General features: G+C 35.3%; 15 protein-coding genes. 4 read left to right on the top strand and 11 right to left on the bottom strand.

Annotated elements, in window-relative coordinates; translation table 11 throughout:
* Positions 1 to 11: 11 nt before the first annotated feature.
* The 5 genes from OGZ34_RS17610 to OGZ34_RS17590 all read right to left on the bottom strand — a co-directional run bounded on the left by OGZ34_RS17610 (position 12) and on the right by OGZ34_RS17590 (position 7900).
* A complete protein-coding gene (locus OGZ34_RS17610; RefSeq protein WP_263361119.1) occupies positions 12 to 824 on the bottom strand; it encodes a hypothetical protein in 813 nt (270 codons plus the stop codon).
* 11 nt (positions 825 to 835) lie between these two features.
* A complete protein-coding gene (locus OGZ34_RS17605; protein ID WP_263361118.1) occupies positions 836 to 1357 on the bottom strand; it encodes a hypothetical protein in 522 nt (173 codons plus the stop codon).
* Between the two features lie 293 nt (positions 1358 to 1650).
* Complete coding sequence (locus tag OGZ34_RS17600) at positions 1651 to 2739, bottom strand: efflux RND transporter periplasmic adaptor subunit (protein ID WP_263361117.1); 1089 nt, start codon at positions 2737 to 2739, stop codon at positions 1651 to 1653.
* A 472-nt stretch (positions 2740 to 3211) separates the two neighbouring features.
* Positions 3212 to 6502 (bottom strand): efflux RND transporter permease subunit, encoded by a 3291-nt coding sequence (locus tag OGZ34_RS17595; RefSeq protein WP_263361116.1) that lies wholly within the window; start codon positions 6500 to 6502, stop codon positions 3212 to 3214.
* A gap of 12 nt (positions 6503 to 6514) precedes the next feature.
* The gene (locus OGZ34_RS17590) at positions 6515 to 7900 is read right to left on the bottom strand and encodes a TolC family protein (protein ID WP_263361115.1); all 1386 of its coding nucleotides are present in this window, start codon (positions 7898 to 7900) and stop codon (positions 6515 to 6517) included.
* Between the two features lie 165 nt (positions 7901 to 8065).
* Here OGZ34_RS17590 and OGZ34_RS17585 point away from each other — a divergent pair, with 165 nt between their 5' ends.
* Positions 8066 to 9106 carry a sensor histidine kinase gene (locus OGZ34_RS17585; protein WP_263361114.1) on the top strand — a complete coding sequence of 347 codons (1041 nt, stop codon included), beginning with the start codon at positions 8066 to 8068 and terminating at the stop codon, positions 9104 to 9106.
* Positions 9103 to 9801 carry a LytR/AlgR family response regulator transcription factor gene (locus OGZ34_RS17580; RefSeq protein ID WP_263361113.1) on the top strand — a complete coding sequence of 233 codons (699 nt, stop codon included), beginning with the start codon at positions 9103 to 9105 and terminating at the stop codon, positions 9799 to 9801. Before OGZ34_RS17585 ends, OGZ34_RS17580 begins: the two co-directional genes overlap by 4 nt.
* 393 nt (positions 9802 to 10194) lie before the next feature.
* On the opposite strand, the gene OGZ34_RS17575 is transcribed toward OGZ34_RS17580, so the two are convergent.
* Positions 10195 to 10911 (bottom strand): DUF4386 domain-containing protein, encoded by a 717-nt coding sequence (locus OGZ34_RS17575; protein ID WP_173964353.1) that lies wholly within the window; start codon positions 10909 to 10911, stop codon positions 10195 to 10197.
* Positions 10912 to 11059: 148 nt separating this feature from the next.
* Between OGZ34_RS17575 and OGZ34_RS17570 the strand changes: the two genes are divergently transcribed.
* Positions 11060 to 11533, top strand: coding sequence for a hypothetical protein (locus OGZ34_RS17570; RefSeq protein ID WP_263361112.1), 474 nt, complete (start codon positions 11060 to 11062; stop codon positions 11531 to 11533).
* Positions 11534 to 11720: 187 nt separating this feature from the next.
* Here OGZ34_RS17570 and OGZ34_RS17565 read toward each other — a convergent pair whose 3' ends face one another.
* The 5 genes from OGZ34_RS17565 to OGZ34_RS17545 all read right to left on the bottom strand — a co-directional run bounded on the left by OGZ34_RS17565 (position 11721) and on the right by OGZ34_RS17545 (position 16284).
* Positions 11721 to 12485 carry an SDR family NAD(P)-dependent oxidoreductase gene (locus OGZ34_RS17565; RefSeq protein ID WP_263361111.1) on the bottom strand — a complete coding sequence of 255 codons (765 nt, stop codon included), beginning with the start codon at positions 12483 to 12485 and terminating at the stop codon, positions 11721 to 11723.
* Positions 12486 to 12646: 161 nt separating this feature from the next.
* Positions 12647 to 13570 (bottom strand): helix-turn-helix domain-containing protein, encoded by a 924-nt coding sequence (locus tag OGZ34_RS17560; RefSeq protein ID WP_173964356.1) that lies wholly within the window; start codon positions 13568 to 13570, stop codon positions 12647 to 12649.
* Positions 13571 to 13748: 178 nt separating this feature from the next.
* The gene (locus OGZ34_RS17555) at positions 13749 to 14309 is read right to left on the bottom strand and encodes a 2'-5' RNA ligase family protein (RefSeq protein ID WP_263361110.1); all 561 of its coding nucleotides are present in this window, start codon (positions 14307 to 14309) and stop codon (positions 13749 to 13751) included.
* A gap of 44 nt (positions 14310 to 14353) precedes the next feature.
* Entirely contained in the window at positions 14354 to 14668 is a 315-nt protein-coding gene (locus OGZ34_RS17550) for a hypothetical protein (protein ID WP_263361109.1), read from the bottom strand.
* 581 nt (positions 14669 to 15249) lie between these two features.
* Complete coding sequence (locus OGZ34_RS17545) at positions 15250 to 16284, bottom strand: helix-turn-helix domain-containing protein (RefSeq protein WP_263361108.1); 1035 nt, start codon at positions 16282 to 16284, stop codon at positions 15250 to 15252.
* 107 nt (positions 16285 to 16391) lie between these two features.
* Here OGZ34_RS17545 and OGZ34_RS17540 point away from each other — a divergent pair, with 107 nt between their 5' ends.
* The gene (locus OGZ34_RS17540; RefSeq protein WP_263361107.1) at positions 16392 to 18788 is read left to right on the top strand and encodes a TonB-dependent receptor; all 2397 of its coding nucleotides are present in this window, start codon (positions 16392 to 16394) and stop codon (positions 18786 to 18788) included.
* Positions 18789 to 18811: the final 23 nt, after the last annotated feature.

Below are 18811 nucleotides of genomic sequence, written 5' to 3'. Positions count from 1 at the left end.
TGGTGATAGATTTAAATACTAATTATTGAATTAGCTATCCTTTTTTCAGCTCCAATTGGAGTAGTATAAAATCTTTGCTCAATTCCCCAAAGAACAAATTTCAAATCGTCATCACTGTCTATTTGAAATTTCCCATCTTGATAAATAACTTGAGCATACTGATTTGTATAATCATAAATAGTTTGCTTTTCTTCATTGGATAAGTTATTTAATGTTTCAGAAACTAAAGCTATTCGTTTTCTATTTGGAACAGTAACATTTCTAGCGATGAAATTAGCATTAACATTAAGAAAATCACTATCTAAAAATGTTTGTGTTTCACCTTCTGTGGCTTCTTTATATAGTTGATCCATCCCCTTAAAAATTTTTTGAGCAGCCGTTAATTTCTTGAAGTATAATATATCATTCTCTTTATCATAAATTGCGTCTGCAAATGGATTTATTGTAATGATAGGTTTATCCGTTTCTAATGATAATTCATCAATTGAAAACCATTTTTTACTGATAAAAAAACTGGAATTAATAATTTGAAAAAAATATAAGTTGTTCTGTACAGTACAGATGAAAGATAGTTTCTTTAAATCAGCTTTCGTTATTTGATCATGATTTACTGTATCTATTTCATTTATAAGAAAATCTAAAATAAATTCTGTATCTGAGAAATTTGTAAGTTGATATAATTCTTCATTTGCAATAAGAGTCGATGGACTATATTCTACACCATTTAAAACTAGCATATCTATACTGTAAACTTCATTTTCTGTTTCGATTACTCGAAACATATTTTGTTTTCTTTTGACCTTGCCGAAAATATAATTTGCCATATTAGAGTTAATTAGAGTTCTATAAAAGTATAATTGTTGATTCTTCTTAATTTTTCAAAACCATTTTCACCTGGTGTTTTTAATTGTTTCCTTGTTATTAAAAATATTTTTATATTTCTTGATGTTTTAATAAAATAGAAATGATATCCAAAAAGCAGAAAAATGGGATTGAAATAAAGGGTTTGTGATAGAAATGTGAAAACATATATAATTGTAAAAACAACAATAAGAGTAGAGACGTCTTCTATTCCAAGTGATACAAAAAAATATCCTAGATATGTTGGAAGAAAATTATTATTTGCAAGTTCAATTTCTAAAACTGAATTGTTTTGTAATCTGTCTTTTGGTAAATATCTAGCAATTAAAAAACTTAAAGCGCTTAAAATAATCGGAATTGCTACGAAAAGAATCCATGAATAATATGTATGATATTCATCCAAAAAAATAAATTCATATTTTTCTTTCACTAAATAAACAACAACAATCAGCCATGTTGAGTTGAAGGCCAAGAATAATTGATATAAAAATTTCATAGTTTTTCAGTTTGTTAATCTTTCTACTGAATTATTCCATTGCAGACAAATATCTACACTCTGATTCTTTCTTTTTTATGGAAAACCGTAATCGGAATAAATTTTATAAGGACAAGGGTAACAATAAAATATTTAAAACTAATAAGTATATATACCTGATTATAATTATTAAATTAAAAAAAGGACAGTCCTTCGAATTAAAGAAGAACTGCCCTTTTTGATAAATTTTAATTTTACATTCCTAAAAATGCGTACAGTAATTGTTAATCACTAAAATAAAGACTAAACGCAGGTTACTCGTTTATAACATCCCCATCTTTAGTTTCTTCGCTGGCAATTTTTACCAGTTTATCTTTCAGGTTTAGATCTCCGAAAACTTCCACTTTGTCGTCGATTTCTCTTCCTTTTTTAACGTCAATGCGGGTGGCTTTGTGGTTCAGGACTTTGATGACGAACAAACCTTCGGCTGAATTTACCAATGCCGATTTCGGAATTACAAACGTGCTGTCTTTGGCGTTAAGCGGTAATAAAACTTCGGCTACCATTCCGGGTAATAGATTGGTTTGGGTGTTGTGAACGTCCATTTCGACTCTTTCGGAACGCAGTTTTAAATCTAAAGCGCCGGACATTCTGGTAATTTTAGCGGTAAAAGTATCCGGAAGCGATTTTACATTAAAGCTCATTTCGTCGCCATTGTGTAAATATCCGGTGTACAATTCGGGTACCGAAACGGCCAAACGCAATTTATCCTGTTGCTGAATGGTCAACAAAGGCAAATCGGAACCTTTTCCTGCGGGACCTACAAAGGTTCCTAAATTGACATTTCTGGCGGCTACCACTCCGTCAAAAGGGGCACGGATTTCTAAGTACCCTCTCATAATCGAGATTTCTTTGTGTGCCGCGATGGCTGCCTGATATTGCGCGTAGTCAGAGTTTTTCTTTCCGCTTGCCATTTCTAAGTCGTTTTTAGAAATGGTTCCTTCAACTTTGCTTGTTTCGTACAAACGGTTGTACGTGCTTTTGCTGGTCGCGTAAATGGCTTCCATCGATTTTAATCTCGATTCGGCAGCAGCCAATTGCGAACTGATCTCCGGTGCTTCAAGAACAATTAACAATTGTCCTTTTTTTACTTTCGAACCGATATCTACTTTCAGTAATTTTACAAAACTGCTTACTTTGGCATACAAATCGACTTGTTGAAAACCGGTTAATTCTGCCGGTAAACGCAATTCTGTAGTCAGTTTTTCTTTGGCCAAAAGGAAAGTTTCAACTTTAGGTTCAATTTCCGCTTTAGGCGCTTCTTCTTTTTTCTTTTCGCAGCTGCTCAGTATCACTAAGGCTGTAAATAATAGCGCTGTAGATTTTATAATGTTACTTTTCATTTTTTTATTTTTATAATAAATATGTTTTAATCCTTTGAGTGAAATTGAACAAAATTTAATTTAACACATAGATACATAGCTTTTCTTTGTGTATATAAGGCATTTCACTTTTTTAAAATAAACATAGCTATGTGTGAAAACTAGTTTTTTCTTTTACTTTATTTCTTTTTAAAACTAAAACCGGTTGGTGTAATTCTTTTGAAACACATAGAAACATAGATTTTATACTCTCAAAAAAGGTGTTTCACTTATTTTAAACGCGTCCCGATGCATCGGTACTATGTGTAAGAAACATGTTTCTTATTTATATCTCTTTACAGACGAAAAAATCTATGTATCTATGTGTTAAATTATTTTTTTATTAATTACACCCAGCGGGTTATGTTTTATTAAATAGCGGAAGTTATATAAGTTTATCGAAGTATTTTCACGACGATAGGACTTTCAGCTTTATGACTTTCGACTTTCGACTTTATGACTTTCCAACTTTTGACTTGCTTATTGATGAAATATAATGGATACTTTCTTCGTCTTTAGGATCTAAAGAAACGGATTGCGTCGATGTTTTTTCCTGTGCCCATGCAAATATCTGCGGAAGGATCAACAATACGGCAAAAGTAGAAAATAATAATCCGCCGATAACCGCTCTTCCTAACGGAGAAACCTGATCGCCTCCTTCGCCGTGACCAATCGCCATTGGGAGCATTCCCGCAATCATCGCAACAGAAGTCATGATAATCGGACGAAGACGTAATGCAGCGGCTTCTCTCGCAGATTCTAAGGCATTACCGTTTATTTTTCGAAGCTGTTCGGCATTGGTCACCAATAAAACGGCATTGGCAATAGAAACTCCGACAGACATGATGATTCCCATATAAGATTGTAAATTAAGCGTTGAACCTGTAAAGGTCAGCATTAATAAAGCGCCTAAAACAACCGCCGGAACTGTGGTTAAGATCACCAGCGAAACTTTGAACGACTGAAAATTAGCGGCCAACATTAAGAAGATTACAAAAACGGCAACCAATAATCCGGTCTGTAAACTGCTTAATGTCTCGCTCAATACCGTGCTTAGTCCAATTGGAGTAATAAATAAGCCACGAGGCAATTCGCCTAATGAACTAATGGTCGAAGCAACATCTTTTGTGGCCGTCCCCAAATCGGTCTGGTTGATGTTGGCCGTAACGGTAATGTATGGCATAGCCCCTAAATTGTCATTTTCACCACTTACAAAGCCGGGTGTAATTTTGGCAACGTCGCTTAAAACCGGACGAAGCGAGTTTTTCAATACCGGAATTTCTCCAATATCGGTTTTACTTTTCATTTTATTCAACGGAACCTGGACCTGTACAGAATAGGATAAACCTGCTTTTTCGTCGACCCAGTTGTTTTTTTCGGTATAACGTGACGATGAAGTCGATGCGATAAGAGAACGTGAAATATCATTCATATCAACGCCCAATTCGGCTGCACGTGTTCTGTCGATATTAATGTTCATGGCCGGATAGTGTATTGGCTGACCAATTTGTACGTCTCTGAAATAAGATATCGCGTTTAATTTGTTTACAATCTGAGTGGCATATAATTCATTTCGTTTTTTGTCTTTTCCGGCAATTCGAATTTCAATTGGAGTAGGAGACCCCTGACTCAATACTTTATCGGTCAATTCGATAGGTTCAAAAGAGAGTTTAGTGTCCGGTAAAACTTTTTTCAGCCTTGCTCTTAACTCATCTTTAAACTCATCCATATCGACATGATACTCTTTTAAACTTACCTGAAACACAGCTTCATGCGAACCTGCCATAAAGAGATAGATGGGGTTGATCGAGAACAAGGAAGGGTGCTGCCCCACATAAACAGAAGAAATTCCGATATGCTCTTTGCCCACCATTTTTTCCAATTCTTTCAGCACAATTCGGGCTTGTTCTTCGGTTCTTTCCAATCGTGTTCCGTCAACAGCACGTAGTCGCAATTGAAACTGACTTGAATTTGTTTTCGGAAAAACATCTTTTCCGATAAAGCCAATTAAAACAATAGCCAAAACAGTCGCTGAAACTAAATAAACGACGGTCGTTATTTTTTTGTGAACAAACAATCGGTCTAAAGTTCGCATGAAACGAATTCTGAAACGCTCAAAAGGACTTATTTTTCCGTTGTTATTGGTGTCTTCTCTTTCTACATAACTTTTTTTCTGAGTGATTAGATTTTGTTCAGATTCGGGAGTTAAACCGCAGTCATTAAATTCGGCTTCGTCGTCAGTAATTTCAGGGCCATGTGGATGCTTTTCGTGTCCTTTCATCATCCAGTTCGCCATTACCGGCACAAAGGTTTGAGACAATAAAAACGAAATGACCATAGAGAAACCAATTGCTAAGGCTAAAGGCAGAAACAAGGCTCCGGGAATCCCCACCATGGTAAATGCCGGTGCAAATACGGCCAGTATACACAGTAAGATCAATAATTTAGGCAAAGCAATTTCCTGACAGGCATCCCAAATGGCGAGTGCCTTGGGTTTTCCCATGTCGAGATGCTGGTGAATGTTTTCGATGGTTACCGTACTTTCGTCTACCAAAATTCCAATGGCAAGCGCTAGTCCGCTCAAAGACATTAAGTTGATCGTTTGTCCGAATAATTTCAGGAATAAAACTCCGGAAATAATCGAAATTGGAATGGTCATAATTACGATTAAAGCAGCACGACGGTCGCCCAGGAAAAGCATCACCATTAATCCCGTTAAAACCGCACCGATAATTCCTTCGGTAATCAAACTTTTAACAGAGTTGATTACATAAACCGACTGGTCGAATTCGTAAGATAAATTAACATCTTCCGGAAGTGTACTCTGAATTTTAGGGAGCTCTTTTTTTAATTTCTGAACTACATCCCAGGTCGAAGCATCTCCCGCTTTTGCAATACTGATATAAACCGAACGTTTTCCGTTTACCAAAGCGTAACCCGCTGTAATATCAGCACCGTCTTTTACGCTTGCCACATCACCTAATTTTAAGTTTTGAACACCACCTTTGAATAACGGAATCTGCTCAAAATCTTTAACTTCTTTAATGGTATTATTGGTAGGCGTAATATAATTTTTGTCGCCCATTCTCACGTTTCCGGAAGGAGCTGTCTGATTGTTTAAACGAATCGCCTCGACAATTTGATCGGGCGTCATATTGTGCGAACGCAATAGATCCGGATCTACGTTAACCTCGATAGTTCTTGGGCTTCCGCCAAAAGGAGCCGGAGACAATAAACCGGGAATCGAAGTAAAAGAAGCACGAACATAAACGTTGGCTAAATCCTGTAATTCGTTGTTCGATCTGATTTTTGAACTCAAAACCAATTGTCCGATTGGCAATGATGAAGCATCAAAACGTATGATAAAAGGAGGTTGAGTTCCCGGAGGAAAAACCGCCTGGATTCTGTTGGACAGTGCGCTCAATTCGGCAGCGGCCTGCGCCATATTGGTTCCTTCATAATAGGTTAATTTCATAATCATTAACCCCTGAATATTTTTGGTTTCTACCGATTTGATACCATTCGAAAAAGGTAAAACGTTTACGTAGTTTTTGGCAAAATAAGCTTCCATCTGGTCGGGTGTGTAACCTCCAAACGGATGCGCAATATAGATAACCGGCAAATTCATTTTCGGTAAAATATCAACCTTAATGTCTCTGATGGCACCAATTCCGAAGAAAAAGAGACCCGCAACCAATACGAGAATGGAGATGGGCTTGCGGAGTGCAAAACGTATTAAATTCATTGGGTTTTATAATTAAAATTCATTTATAAATAGGTCAAAATTCCCTGTTGCAGCGACTTTCAATAAGTACGACTGCCACACATTATTATTGACAATATCACGATCGATTTCGGCACGATTTAAAACGTACATGGTCTGCGTTAAATCAGTCAAATCAGTTAAGCCATTTTTGTACAAAGTCGATTTCTGAAGATAGGCTCTTTTGGCAGCATCCACCTGAATGGGTGCTTCGGCATAATTCTCTAAAGTGATTTTGATTTTATCTTCAGCAAAATTCAACTGTGATTTCAGTTCACGGTCTGCCTGGTTGTATTCTTCCTGTAGTCCCTGAGAAATAAATTTCTGAGCAGTGACTTGCTTGTTTGAACGGAAAGGAGTCGTTAAATTCCATGTAATTCCAATTCCAACTAAATAATTGGTACGATCCGGATTGACACCATCCCAGTAATTTCGGGTAAAGGCATGCTGATTTGTGGCATAACTACTGTCAAATCCTGAAGCTCTGGTTTGTAAAACACCAAAAGCAGTCATGGTTGGATAATAGAATCTTTTGTACAATTTGACTTGCTGATTGCTGTAATCGATTTTTGTTTTATACAATTGTAATAAAGGATGAAGACTGTCTGTTGCAGTATTTTCCTTAATCAGTTCTTTTGGAATTTGATTGACAAAAAGGGAATCGGTTACAAAATCCTGAGGAGCAACGCCCATTAGATCGACCAATTTGTTGTTTTGTTCTTTGACAAAGTTTTTGGCCAGATTCAGCGCAATTTTAGCTTTGGATACTTCGGCAGTGGCTAAAGTAGAATCGACTCCGGCTAATAATCCGTTCTTCACTCTTGCTACGGCTGTTTTTTTGAAAACCTGAGCACGATCCAGATTTTTTTGCTGTGAAATCAACAATCTCTGACTTGCGAGTAAATTCAGATAAGCGGCAGAAATTTTGATTTCCTGTTGGAATTTTTCCTGTTTCAGATCCTTTTCTTTGGCCTGAACATCAATTTTAGATAAATTGATTTTTTCCTGAGTTTTTCCGAAAGTGAAAAAATCCCAGTTCATGTTGACCAGATAAAGTGCGCCAAATGCCGAATTCCAGTTTTGTTCCGGTAATGGAAGCCCGGACGAAGCTACTCCAAGACCCCCAAAACCATAAAGGGGCCCATTTTGACCGTTTACAGTTCCGTAATCCTGTTGTGCCGATAAGTTTAGGTTGGGCAGGTAATCACGTTTAGACTGCTTAAGACTTTCTCGTGATGCATTGGTGTAATTGTTTTTTGCCTTGATAGAACCGTAGTTTTCCAAACCTGTTTTTATGGCTTCTTTTAAAGACAGGGTTTGAGCATAACTACCACAGGCAAAAATCAAGAAAACTAATAAAGTAATTTTTTTGAAGTACATAAAATTAGTGGTATGAATTTGATCTCTCAAAATTATTTCACTTGCACGGATAAAAGCTTTCTTAAATGATGTAATGCGATTATAAATGACCAATTGAATTGGTCATTTATTGGAAATAAAAACTAAAAAAATGTGGTTAATTTGTAAACTATTTAAGTTTTAAGAATGAATAAAGAACTGGAAAACATATTGGATCACAAATGGTGGCAGGAAATTGCCGTTGTTGCCTTTTCATTTACTATTTATACCTTAAAAAACGACTGGATGTTGTTCAGTTCGTTTACTTCCATCTTAATGGGCATTTTTTTCTATTTAATTTTATACTTGCACGCCCAATTCAACCGTTTCTTTTTACTTCCCATACTTTTTAAAAAACAGCGCCCCGTGACTTATATTTTTCTGACACTGGCGGGAGTATTACTCTTTTCGGTTGTTTTGTATGAGGTTACGAGTCTGGAAATGTTTAGTAACTGCCGTCTGTATCAAAACTCGCATCAGCGCAGTTATGTGTATCAACTGGCCAGTGTTTTAGGAACTTTGGTTTGTATATTGAGCCCGATAATTGTTTTTAAGTTTTACAGGATTCACAAGAGACAGACCGATGAGACTCTTTTGTTCAACCAAATGCAATTGAATTCGTTAAAAGGACAATTGAATCCGCACTTTTTATTTAATACCTTTAATACGCTGTACGGAATTAGTCTTGAGTTTCCCGACCGAACGCCGGATTTAATCATGAAAGTATCACAGTTGATGCGTTATCAGCTTGAAAGCAATAACAAACAATGTGTTTCTTTAGAAGACGAACTGGAATTTATAAACAGTTATGTTCAACTTGAAAAAGAAAGAGTAGGCTATCGCTGTGAGATTACGTACGATTGTAAAATCGACAATGAAAATGCCTATAAAGTATCGCCAATGCTGCTGATTGCATTTATCGAAAATGCATTCAAACACGGAACCTGTGCGATAGAAAAATGTTTTGTGAGAATCATCATTACGGTCGAGAACGGGTTGCTTCATTTGCATGTAGTAAATTCCATTCCGAAGAAAAAAACGGATGTTATTTCGACTAAGATTGGTTTAAAAAATACCATAGAACGATTGAATCTGATTTATGGTAAAGCGTATAAATTAGACATTCAGGACGATAAAAATACCTATATCGTAGATTTGAAACTGCAATTGAAAAAGTTTGTAGAATGAGAGAGCCTAAAAAATGTATAATTGTCGATGATGAACCGGCAGCGCATTATGTGCTGGCGAATTACATCAAGCAAAATCCGCAATTGGAATTGGTTTTTCAGGGATACAACGGTATTGAGGCAATGGATTATTTAAGAGACCATCCTGTTGATTTGATGTTTCTGGACATCAATATGCCGGAGATATCAGGGATGGAACTACTGAAGATTATTCCAACACATCCCAGTACAATTTTGACCACAGCTTATTCTGAGTATGCCCTTGAAAGTTACGATTACGGTGTTATAGATTATCTTCTCAAACCGATTTATTTTCCAAGATTCCTCAAAGCCATCGATCGTTTTTTTGCCACCGAAAATGGTAAAGTTAAAATTGAAGATGCAGTAATCAATTCCGTTACGGTGAAGGTGGACGGTTACTTTATTGAGATAGAATTGGATCAGCTTTTGTTTGCACAGAGTTTTGGCAATTATGTGAAACTGCATACAACAAAAAGAACATATCTGGCTTCTATTACAACCAGTGAATTTGAGAAATGTTTACCCGAGAAGAATTTTATGCGTATTCACAAGTCCTACATCGTGGCTCTTGATAAAATTGAAACCACCGATAAAGATTTTGTTGTCATTAAAAACGAAAAATTGCCGATTGGTATTACGTATAAAAGAGAACTATCGGATCGATTGAAAAAATGATACTGATGCTAATATTGGACAGAAATATAAATAAAATATAAAAAAACCGGAAATAAGGAAGCTTACTAATTCAATTATTTCAAAGAAGAAGCCTGCTAAGAAGTAATTCCGGCAGGCTTTTTTGATTGTATTCCAAATAATATACTTTTGTTAGGATCTAAAATAATAATGACAAATTATAGGATAAAAGAATTAAAAAAAGTCTGTGTAAATCTGCGTGAAAAATTTTTAACACATAGAAACATAGATTTTTTTGATGTGCTTAGAAGTCATTATAAAAGAAAAATATTTCTTTCACATAGCGCTATGAGTCTATATTTGAAGTGTAACGCCTTTTTACGAGTACAAAATCTATGTTTCTATGTGTTAATAAAAATATGAGCAACGGATTGATTATGCTATTTTTTCTTTCCAGACCGGCAATTTTACTCCTTTAAAAACAAGCCATAAACTAAGTGACAATTCGGCAATCAAACATGGCATTAATAAAATTATACTTGAAAGTTTCGGGATCAGAATTAAGAAGAAACTATTGGTAAGGTAACAAATTCCCGCCAGACTCATTAAAACTCCAATTGCCTTTGGTAAATAACCCGATTTAAAGATCAGATAGCCTTCCAGTAAACATACAAATCCAAAAAAGATCAATCCGATTCCGAAACCAAAATCATGCAGTTTGATCGAAAGATAAGACAAGGTATGCAACTGATCGGGACTGAAAGATTTTAAATATTCGGCATCTCCCAGAAAGAACAATGCTGCTAAAAGATTCAGTTTATTGGCGACTAAAACGGCAGTTTGAATCAAATTAAATGATAAATTTAAGAGTGCCAGTTTTCGGTTTACGGGTTTTAGTAAGTAATAGAGAATGATCATTACTGGTAAATCGCAAATTTGCATGATGAGATCTGCAGTAATACCAATTTTCCATAAAAATGGCGAATGTATAATGTTATTGGCGGTTGCGTTGGCATCTCCGGATACAAATAATTTGTTTCTGACAAAAGTCTCTGCGAAGAATCCCATGACAATGATCACCAGATATAAGGCTCCGGCGATGCGGGCATAAAGTTGTGGTGAAGTTTCAAAATTTTTCAGGTTAGTGTTCATTTTGTGGTTTTGGTTTTTCGTAAGACGTCTGACACAGAACATTGTTACTGTTTATTTTAACATTTTTTTATAATATCATTTTTTCTTCGGATTAAAGTAGTAATTTTAATACGTTATTTTAAGGGGTAATAATTTAAAATTGAGTCGTATGAAAAAACTGTTCCTAATGATTACCTTTTTATATAGCAGCTTTCTAATTGGTCAGAATGAAGTTTATCCGAACAAAGTTGTGACTCCACCCGAAAAAGTAGTGTTTACTTTTCAGAAAGAATATCCGGATAAAGTTCCGGTATGGACTTTGAAATACGTTGGAGATGATGATGACGAAATTCGATATGAGGCTAAATTCAAAAAGGATAAAAATACGAATGCGTTGGCAGTTTATGATAATTTAGGAGCTCTAAAAGCCTTTGAATTGCAGATTCCGCTAAGTCAGTTGCCACAAAAAGCACAAACCTATCTGAAGAAAAATTACGCTGCAAATGCTATTAAAGAAGTAGCGGTTGTCGTAGACGATAAAAACAAAACTACCTACGAGGTTGGAATTCAAAAAAACTCCAAATTCTATGATGTGGTGTTTGATAAAAATGGAGGATTTGATGTAATCATCGAGAAAGATTAAAAAAGGAATTCTTACTAAATCAATATATTGAAAATGACAGACCCAACAGATTTTAGAAATCTGTTGGGTTTTGTTTTTTTTGAAGTAATGCAATAAAATATGTAAAACGAAATAGTTGAGCTCCGCATACCAAACCCGACAGGTTTCTAAACCTGTCGGGTTTAATTATAGATTCGCAAAATAAAAATTACAAATTCATTCCACCTGAAACTTCGATGCGTTGTGCATTTACCCAACGTGCCTCTTCAGTACATAAAAAGGCAACTACACCACCTATATCGTCCGGTAAACCCACTCTTCCTAAGGCGGTAACCGCGGCCAGATTTTTGTTTAATTGTTCGTTGTCGCGAACCACACCACCTCCAAAATCGGTTTCGATAGCGCCCGGAGCAACTACATTGGCTCTAATTTTTCGCTCGCCCAGTTCTTTTGCCTGATATTTGGTTAAAGTTTCAATAGCACCTTTCATAGAGGCATAAGCAGCATAACCCGGAAAAGAGAATCTTGCCAGACCGGTTGAGATATTTACGATTCCACCGCCGTCATTCATGACATTTAATGCCTTTTGTGTTAAGAAAAAAGGCCCTTTAAATTGTATATTAGTCAATTGATCGAATTCGGCTTCTGTTGTTCCTGCAAATGAATTGTGGATTCCAATTCCGGCATTGTTTACTAAAAAGTCAAACTTATCCGTTTTAAAAGTGCTTTTTAGAGTTTCTGAAACAGAGCTGAAAAAGCTGTCAAAAGTAGCGGAATCTGCTACATTTAATTGAAGAGAGGCTGCTTTTTGTCCTAAGCTTTTAATTTCTTTTACAACCAAATCGGCTTCTTCTTTTTTACTATTATAGGTAATGATAACGTCGATTCCTTTTTTAGCAATTGCAATCGCCATATTTTTTCCTAAACCTCTGCTGCCACCTGTTACCAGAGCAATTTTTGTATGTACTGCCATTTTATTTTATGTTTTAAATTAATAAGACAAAGGTAGGGGCGAAGTAGTGTGGGGGAATTGTAAATATCAAATCGATGTTTGCGAAATTCAAATCAGATTTATGAGTTATGAGTTAAGTGTCAAGAGTACAAACTCAACAACTCACATTTCACAATAAACAATTAACTACGAAAGGCCAAAGGAGTAAAGGAAGTCTGTTTTTTAAAGAAGTTAGAGAAATGGGCCAATTCTTCAAAACCTAAAGAAAAGGCAATTTCAGAGATATTCCAGTCCGTTTGTTTTAAAAGAATTTTGGCCTCACTGGTCAGACGGCTGCTGATCAATTCGGTTGTGGTTTTTCCGGTATTCTCCTTTAAAACCTTATTGAGATGATTCACATGAACCGATAATCTTTCAGCAAAATCTTTTGCGGTTCTGAGTTGTAAGCGCTGGTTTGGAGATTCGATAGGGAATTGTCTTTCCAACAGTTCAGCAAATAATGAAGACACTCTGGCAGCCGAATTGTGCTTGGAATACAATGCGGTTATAGGCTGCAATTTTTGTCCGAAGTGAATTAACTCGGCAACATAATTCCGAATTAAATCGTATTTGTAAATATAATCAGAGTTGATTTCTTTTTGTATTTTGTTTAAGATCAATTCTACCTCTGTCACTTCTTCGTCGGTTAACTGAAAAATCGGATAACCGTCAGAAGCAAAAATAGGGAGTTCGTCTAAATCAATTCCGCTTTTGCTTTTCGATAGAAATTCGCTGGTAAACACACAAAATTGCCCCGATTGATTACTGTCCTGAGGCAAGTAATTGTACGGAATTTTAGGTGTTGCAAATAAAAGCCCCTGCTTTTCGATCTCGATTATCTTATCGGCATATTCAGCACGATTTTTACCTTTAATCAAACTGATTTTGTAGTAAGCGCGTCGGTCATAAGGCATAATGGCCTTTCCTTTAAGGCGTTCTAAAAGTTCTTTGATGTCAAAAATATTAAAATGACCAATTTCTTTTTGAATATCATTTGGCAACAATGAACTCGGTTCAATAGAAGAGCCTTCGGTAATATCTTTGTAAAAGGAATCCAGTGATTTCATAGCAGAGAATTGTAAAATTCAAATATACGAAAAAATGAAGTTGCAGGTTTTATGGGTTTCAAGTTTCAAGTTTCAGGTTTCAGGTTTCAAGTTTCAAGTTTCAGGTTTTCTACTCTTCACATCTTGCATCTCACATCTTGCATTTCACATCTCACATCTCACAATAAACATTTCACATTTAAAACAAAGTTCCTTGTATAAGCTCCGGCTGCGGATTACTGCCAAAAGGAATAGAATCAATTACAAAAAACTGCTTTCTTACCGGATCGAATTCACGGAGAATAATTTCTTTACAGGAAAAATCCATGGCAATTGTGGTAAAAAGCTGCGATGCTATTTTAAGATTCTCAGGAGTTAGTTTTCTACCAATGGAAATATGAGGATCACTGCTCTTTTTAAGATTTGAAAGCTGTAGTGCTTCCTGCGTCTTTTTCATGATAGGTTTTAAATTTTCTTTTGATTCTTCGTTTGGAGCAATGAAAAACGCGCCGCTTTCATAAGAACCAAAACGATCCAAAAGCACCTCAAAAGGAGTAAAGCTATCACAAACTTTTATAAGTTTTTGTTTGAATTTGTCTATTTGAGAGTCGTCAATTGTAAATTCACAAATTGTAATATGTGCAATCGAATTTTTACTGTTGAACCAGCCAATTTCAGTTGCTAGAAGTTCTTTCATTAATTTGATGGCCTCGATTATTTCTAGTGAGGGATGAATGACAACTGAATATTTCTTTTCCATTTTTAGCGTTTGGTTTTGTGCAAATTTAGATAATTTGCTTGCATTTAAATTTTTCCTTTCAGATGCAATCGATATTCAATTTCTGATTTTAACAAACCGCTTCCACCTCCAAAATGTTCAATTACTTCGACATCGGGCTGCTCTTTCAGACAAAAAGAGGTAAATTCCTTCTCGATATGATCTTCGATTCCGGAACTCAAAAGAACAATGTCAATTTTGTTGTTCAGAAAATATTCCTGAGCTAATTTTTGGTCACTGAAACCAACTGCATTCCAGTTTTCATAAGCATTAACCAGTCTTAGTAAAATCTCCAGTATGGCCTGGTTTTTTCCTAGTAGTAAGAATTCGTATGTTTTCATAGTCAGTAGTTTTTAGAGGTGTTAAGGTACTAAGGTTCTAAGTTGCTAAGGGGGTTCTGGAATATTTTTGCTTTGAGTCTTTGATTTTCAGTGTTTTATAAAGAAAAGTATCTGACAAATGTACTATTAAAGAACTTGTTACAACTTAATCTAGAATAAGAAAACTTGCAGGTTTTAAGGATTTAATACTTCCAACGTTAGGACCTTAGCAACTTAGCCTCTTTAAAAGAAAAACAAAAGATTTTTGACTGTTAGTATTTCGCACAGTCAGTTACTTAGCGGTGTTAAAACGGAAAAGATTTTTGGAATGTGGAAAGGCGTAATGATTTCTCTAAAGTTGCTTGTACTTTTGCACCGTAGAAACCGTGGGTTTATGTCGTGTCTACCTTTTATGCGGCATATAGGTTGCTATAATTAACTGTTTTTGGAGAAACAATTTTTTTAATTACAATGAAAATTTGACTTATTCATTTGATCGTGGGTATAAGCTTTGTATGAATTTGCAAGATTACAAAAGAGTCTTATTTTTATAGGGTTTTTAGATCTGGTTGGTTGGTTAACCGAGTCTAAAGACCCTTTTTTTATGTATTAAGAAATAAAAATCCGGCGATCCATAGACGGCTAAACTCCCAGTTCATTTTAATTTTTTGAGGGGAGAAACCATAAAAGGTTTTAAAAGCAGCGGAAAAATGAGAGACATCTTTATATCCGCATTTATAAGCTGCTTCACTAACGGTGATAGTTTTATTCTGAAATAATTCTTTCGCGCGCTCCATTCTAAGCCTTATGATGTAGCTTTTTACAGTGGTGTCAAAACAAGCTTTAAAGCCTTTCTTTAGTTTAAATTCATTTAAAGAGATTAGTCTCGAAAGTTCTGTCAGAGTAGGGGCATGAACAAAATCTTTGTCTAAAAGCTGTTTGGCTCTTAGTAATTTGTTATAGTCCTCTTCGTCAATTTGATCTTTTTGAATAGGCAGGGTGGTGATAGCGTCGAGTTGGTGTATTAATAGTTCTTTTACCTTTGTTTCGATATACATTTTTTTTAAAGCTCCCTGTCGGTTGCAGGCCTTTATTTCGTGAATTAGCCACTGTATCGCTGGTGAAAACGGAATATATTTTGAATGGAGGTAGCTTGATTTTTTAAGCAGGATATTTTTTGAAAACTTTTCGTGAAGTTCCCAATCTTCATTAATAATAGTATAGTAGAAGTCTTTGGATAAAATAATGGATAAATAATTAATTTGCTCGAAAGCCGGAATTTTAAAAGTAGCTTTATAATTATTAGCGTAGAAGATATTATGTGTATCTTCTATTGAGTATTTCTCCGTTTCCAATTGGTCACTATAAGTTTCTACATTATTACAGGAAATAAAATTCATCACCACAGATTCTGTATCAATTTCAAACAGGATGGTTTGAGGTGTCGAAAAATACATCTGAGTATCAAGTAAAACCATTCCTTCAGCAATGAGATGCCTGCTTTTTATAACTTCGATATCAGGGTTTGAAATGTTAATGTTTTCTTCTGTAAAATGATTTTTTGGGAAGCATTTATCGCCAATCTCAATTTGAATAATTGGACTTTCATGGGCTAAGAGTTGCGATTTGATTTTCAAAATATAATCCGTTTTTACAAAATAATAATCCGTTTTTCCCTATTTGTTTTGGGGTTGTTGATGGTACTTTTGCGGCAAAGTTATTTATAATTAGTCTAATTAAATATATGACAACTCACAAAATTTTATTTTTTAGTATATTTTTTCTTTTTTCGTTCTTATCATTTTCTCAGCAAAATCAAGGTGTTTCAGTTAGTGGACAGGTAATTGAGAATTCCGGTCAGACCATTCCTTACGCTACAATTATAATTGAAAAGACAGATTTAAGTATTATTTCAGATGAAAACGGAAAGTTTCTTTTTCGAAATGTAAAGCCGGGAAAACATGTTTTAAAAATTACCGCGATTGGTTTTTTAACACAAAAAAAACATATTGAAGTATCAGTAAATAACAATGCAAATTTTTCCATTCAGTTGGAAAGTGAATTGAATGAACTGGAAAGTGTTACAGTACTGGGACGTTTTCAAACAGAAAAAGTAAATAAACAAGCCTATAGTGTTACCGCAATTGACGCTAAAAAACTGCACAATTCTACTCTTGATCTGGCACATGCCTTAGACCGGGTTTCAGGAGTACGTGTTCGGGAAGCGGGGGGAGTAGGATCCCGATCGGAGCTCTCTATTAATGGTTTTCAGGGAAATCAGGTAAAATTTTTTATTGACGGAGTTCCTATGGATAATTTTGGATCATCGTTTCAAATGAATAATATCCCGATTAATCTTGCTGACCGTGTAGAGGTTTATAAAGGTGTAGTGCCAATCTGGCTTGGTGGTGATGCTTTGGGAGGTGCAGTAAATATCGTTACGAACAGTAAACCAAGAACTTTCTTAGATGCTTCTTATTCATTTGGATCTTTTAATACACATCGAAGCAGCATCAATGCAGGGTATACTTCTAAAAGCGGTTTTACGACAGAAATTAGTGCTTTTCAAAACTATTCGGATAATAATTATTGGGTAAATGTAGACGTCGCCGATTTGAATACGGGGGCCTATTTTCCGGATCAGCGTGTTAGACGATTTCATGATAAATATCGTAATGAGACCGTGATTTTAAATGTTGGTCTAACAGGAAAAAAATATGCTGATAAATTATTGTTCGGTTTTACAGCTGGCGAAAATAAGGCTGATATTCAAACAGGTGCCAGAATGGTGAGTGTTTTTGGGAAGGTTTACCGCAAAGGAAATATTCTAATGCCAACGTTAAAATATCAGGTAAAAGATTTTTTTACAAAAGGCCTGAATTTTAATCTTACCGGAAACTACAACTTTGGTGAAGAACAAAATGTAGATACCGTTTACAGAAGATACAATTGGTTTGGCGATTATAAAGAATATGACGGGGCAGGAGGAGAAAGAAGCCGTACACTAAGAAAATTTAAAAACAATAATGGTGTCGCAACAGCCAATGCGACTTATGCTTTGGGAGAGCGACACTCTTTTATGCTAAATAACACTTTTACAACTTTTGATCGTAAAGAAAGTGATGAGTTAGTTCCCGAATCTTTGATATATAAACAGCCTAAAAAAACGCAAAAAAACATTTTAGGAATAGGGTATAAATTTGATTACAACGAGAAGTGGAGTACTTCGGTATTTTTAAAAGATTACTCCTTAAAAACTACTTACTCGAGAAGCTATAATCCGTCAGGAAATACGGGAGATATTGCTTATCAGAAATTTACGGACAATACCTCTACAACAGGATATGGTGTCGCAACCAGTTATTATCTAAGGCAAAATTTGCAGCTAAAAGCTTCTTTTGAGAAAAGTTACCGACTGCCATCACCGGAAGAAATCTTTGGAAATGTGAATGATAATTTAGAAGGAAACCTGGGGTTAAAGCCGGAAACCAGTAATAATTTTAACATTGGTGCAAGTTACCAGACGGGCTTTAATAAAGTGAATGCATTATCGTTTGATATCAATCTTTTGCATAGAAATGCTACTGATTTTATTCGCCCAACGCTTAATAACAACCAGACTATGACAACAAATGTGAATCAGGGCAAGGTGACCAATTATGGTATTGACGGTGAAATTAGATATTCGTATCGCAGTCGTTTTACGGCAGGATTTAATGCCACTTATCAAAACATTAGAAATATGACAGAGTATGAACCCAATCAGAACTATGTTTCTCCTTTTTATAAAGACAGGATTCCAAATATGCCTTTTCTTTTTGGAAATGCCGATGCGACCGTATTTTTTAATGATCTTATAAAAAAAGGCAATAATTTATCTGTAGGGTATAATCTATTATATGTGCATACTTACTATTTGTCCTGGCCAAGTATGGGAAGTAAGGATAGTAAATTAGAAATTCCGCAGCAGCTAAGTCATGACTTAAATGCTGTCTACACAATTGCAAACGGCAAGTACAATATTGCTTTTGAATGTAAAAATGTCCTTGATAATAAACTTTACGATAATTTTTCATTGCAAAAACCTAGCAGGGCTTTCTACGTTAAATTCAGATATTTTTTCAATAAATCAAATAAATAATTTTAATACAAACACATAATAAC

The organism is Flavobacterium collinsii (genome assembly GCF_946903285.1).
In the GTDB taxonomy this organism is placed as follows: Bacteria; Bacteroidota; Bacteroidia; order Flavobacteriales; family Flavobacteriaceae; genus Flavobacterium; species Flavobacterium collinsii.
The sequence above is the reverse complement of the archived record's forward strand: the minus strand, read 5'-3'. Positions and strand labels throughout refer to the sequence as shown.

What these genes read in the sequence shown, in the direction of transcription:
- OGZ34_RS17540 (WP_263361107.1), top strand. Translation starts at nt 16,392, where the DNA reads ATGACAACTCACAAAATTTTATTTTTTAGTATATTTTTTCTTTTTTCG.
- OGZ34_RS17550 (WP_263361109.1), bottom strand. Translation starts at nt 14,668, where the DNA reads ATGAAAACATACGAATTCTTACTACTAGGAAAAAACCAGGCCATACTG.
- OGZ34_RS17575 (WP_173964353.1), bottom strand. Translation starts at nt 10,911, where the DNA reads ATGAACACTAACCTGAAAAATTTTGAAACTTCACCACAACTTTATGCC.
- OGZ34_RS17610 (WP_263361119.1), bottom strand. Translation starts at nt 824, where the DNA reads ATGGCAAATTATATTTTCGGCAAGGTCAAAAGAAAACAAAATATGTTT.
- OGZ34_RS17595 (WP_263361116.1), bottom strand. Translation starts at nt 6,502, where the DNA reads ATGAATTTAATACGTTTTGCACTCCGCAAGCCCATCTCCATTCTCGTA.
- OGZ34_RS17555 (WP_263361110.1), bottom strand. Translation starts at nt 14,309, where the DNA reads ATGGAAAAGAAATATTCAGTTGTCATTCATCCCTCACTAGAAATAATC.
- OGZ34_RS17605 (WP_263361118.1), bottom strand. Translation starts at nt 1,357, where the DNA reads ATGAAATTTTTATATCAATTATTCTTGGCCTTCAACTCAACATGGCTG.
- OGZ34_RS17585 (WP_263361114.1), top strand. Translation starts at nt 8,066, where the DNA reads ATGAATAAAGAACTGGAAAACATATTGGATCACAAATGGTGGCAGGAA.
- OGZ34_RS17570 (WP_263361112.1), top strand. Translation starts at nt 11,060, where the DNA reads ATGAAAAAACTGTTCCTAATGATTACCTTTTTATATAGCAGCTTTCTA.
- OGZ34_RS17590 (WP_263361115.1), bottom strand. Translation starts at nt 7,900, where the DNA reads ATGTACTTCAAAAAAATTACTTTATTAGTTTTCTTGATTTTTGCCTGT.
- OGZ34_RS17580 (WP_263361113.1), top strand. Translation starts at nt 9,103, where the DNA reads ATGAGAGAGCCTAAAAAATGTATAATTGTCGATGATGAACCGGCAGCG.
- OGZ34_RS17560 (WP_173964356.1), bottom strand. Translation starts at nt 13,570, where the DNA reads ATGAAATCACTGGATTCCTTTTACAAAGATATTACCGAAGGCTCTTCT.
- OGZ34_RS17565 (WP_263361111.1), bottom strand. Translation starts at nt 12,485, where the DNA reads ATGGCAGTACATACAAAAATTGCTCTGGTAACAGGTGGCAGCAGAGGT.
- OGZ34_RS17600 (WP_263361117.1), bottom strand. Translation starts at nt 2,739, where the DNA reads ATGAAAAGTAACATTATAAAATCTACAGCGCTATTATTTACAGCCTTA.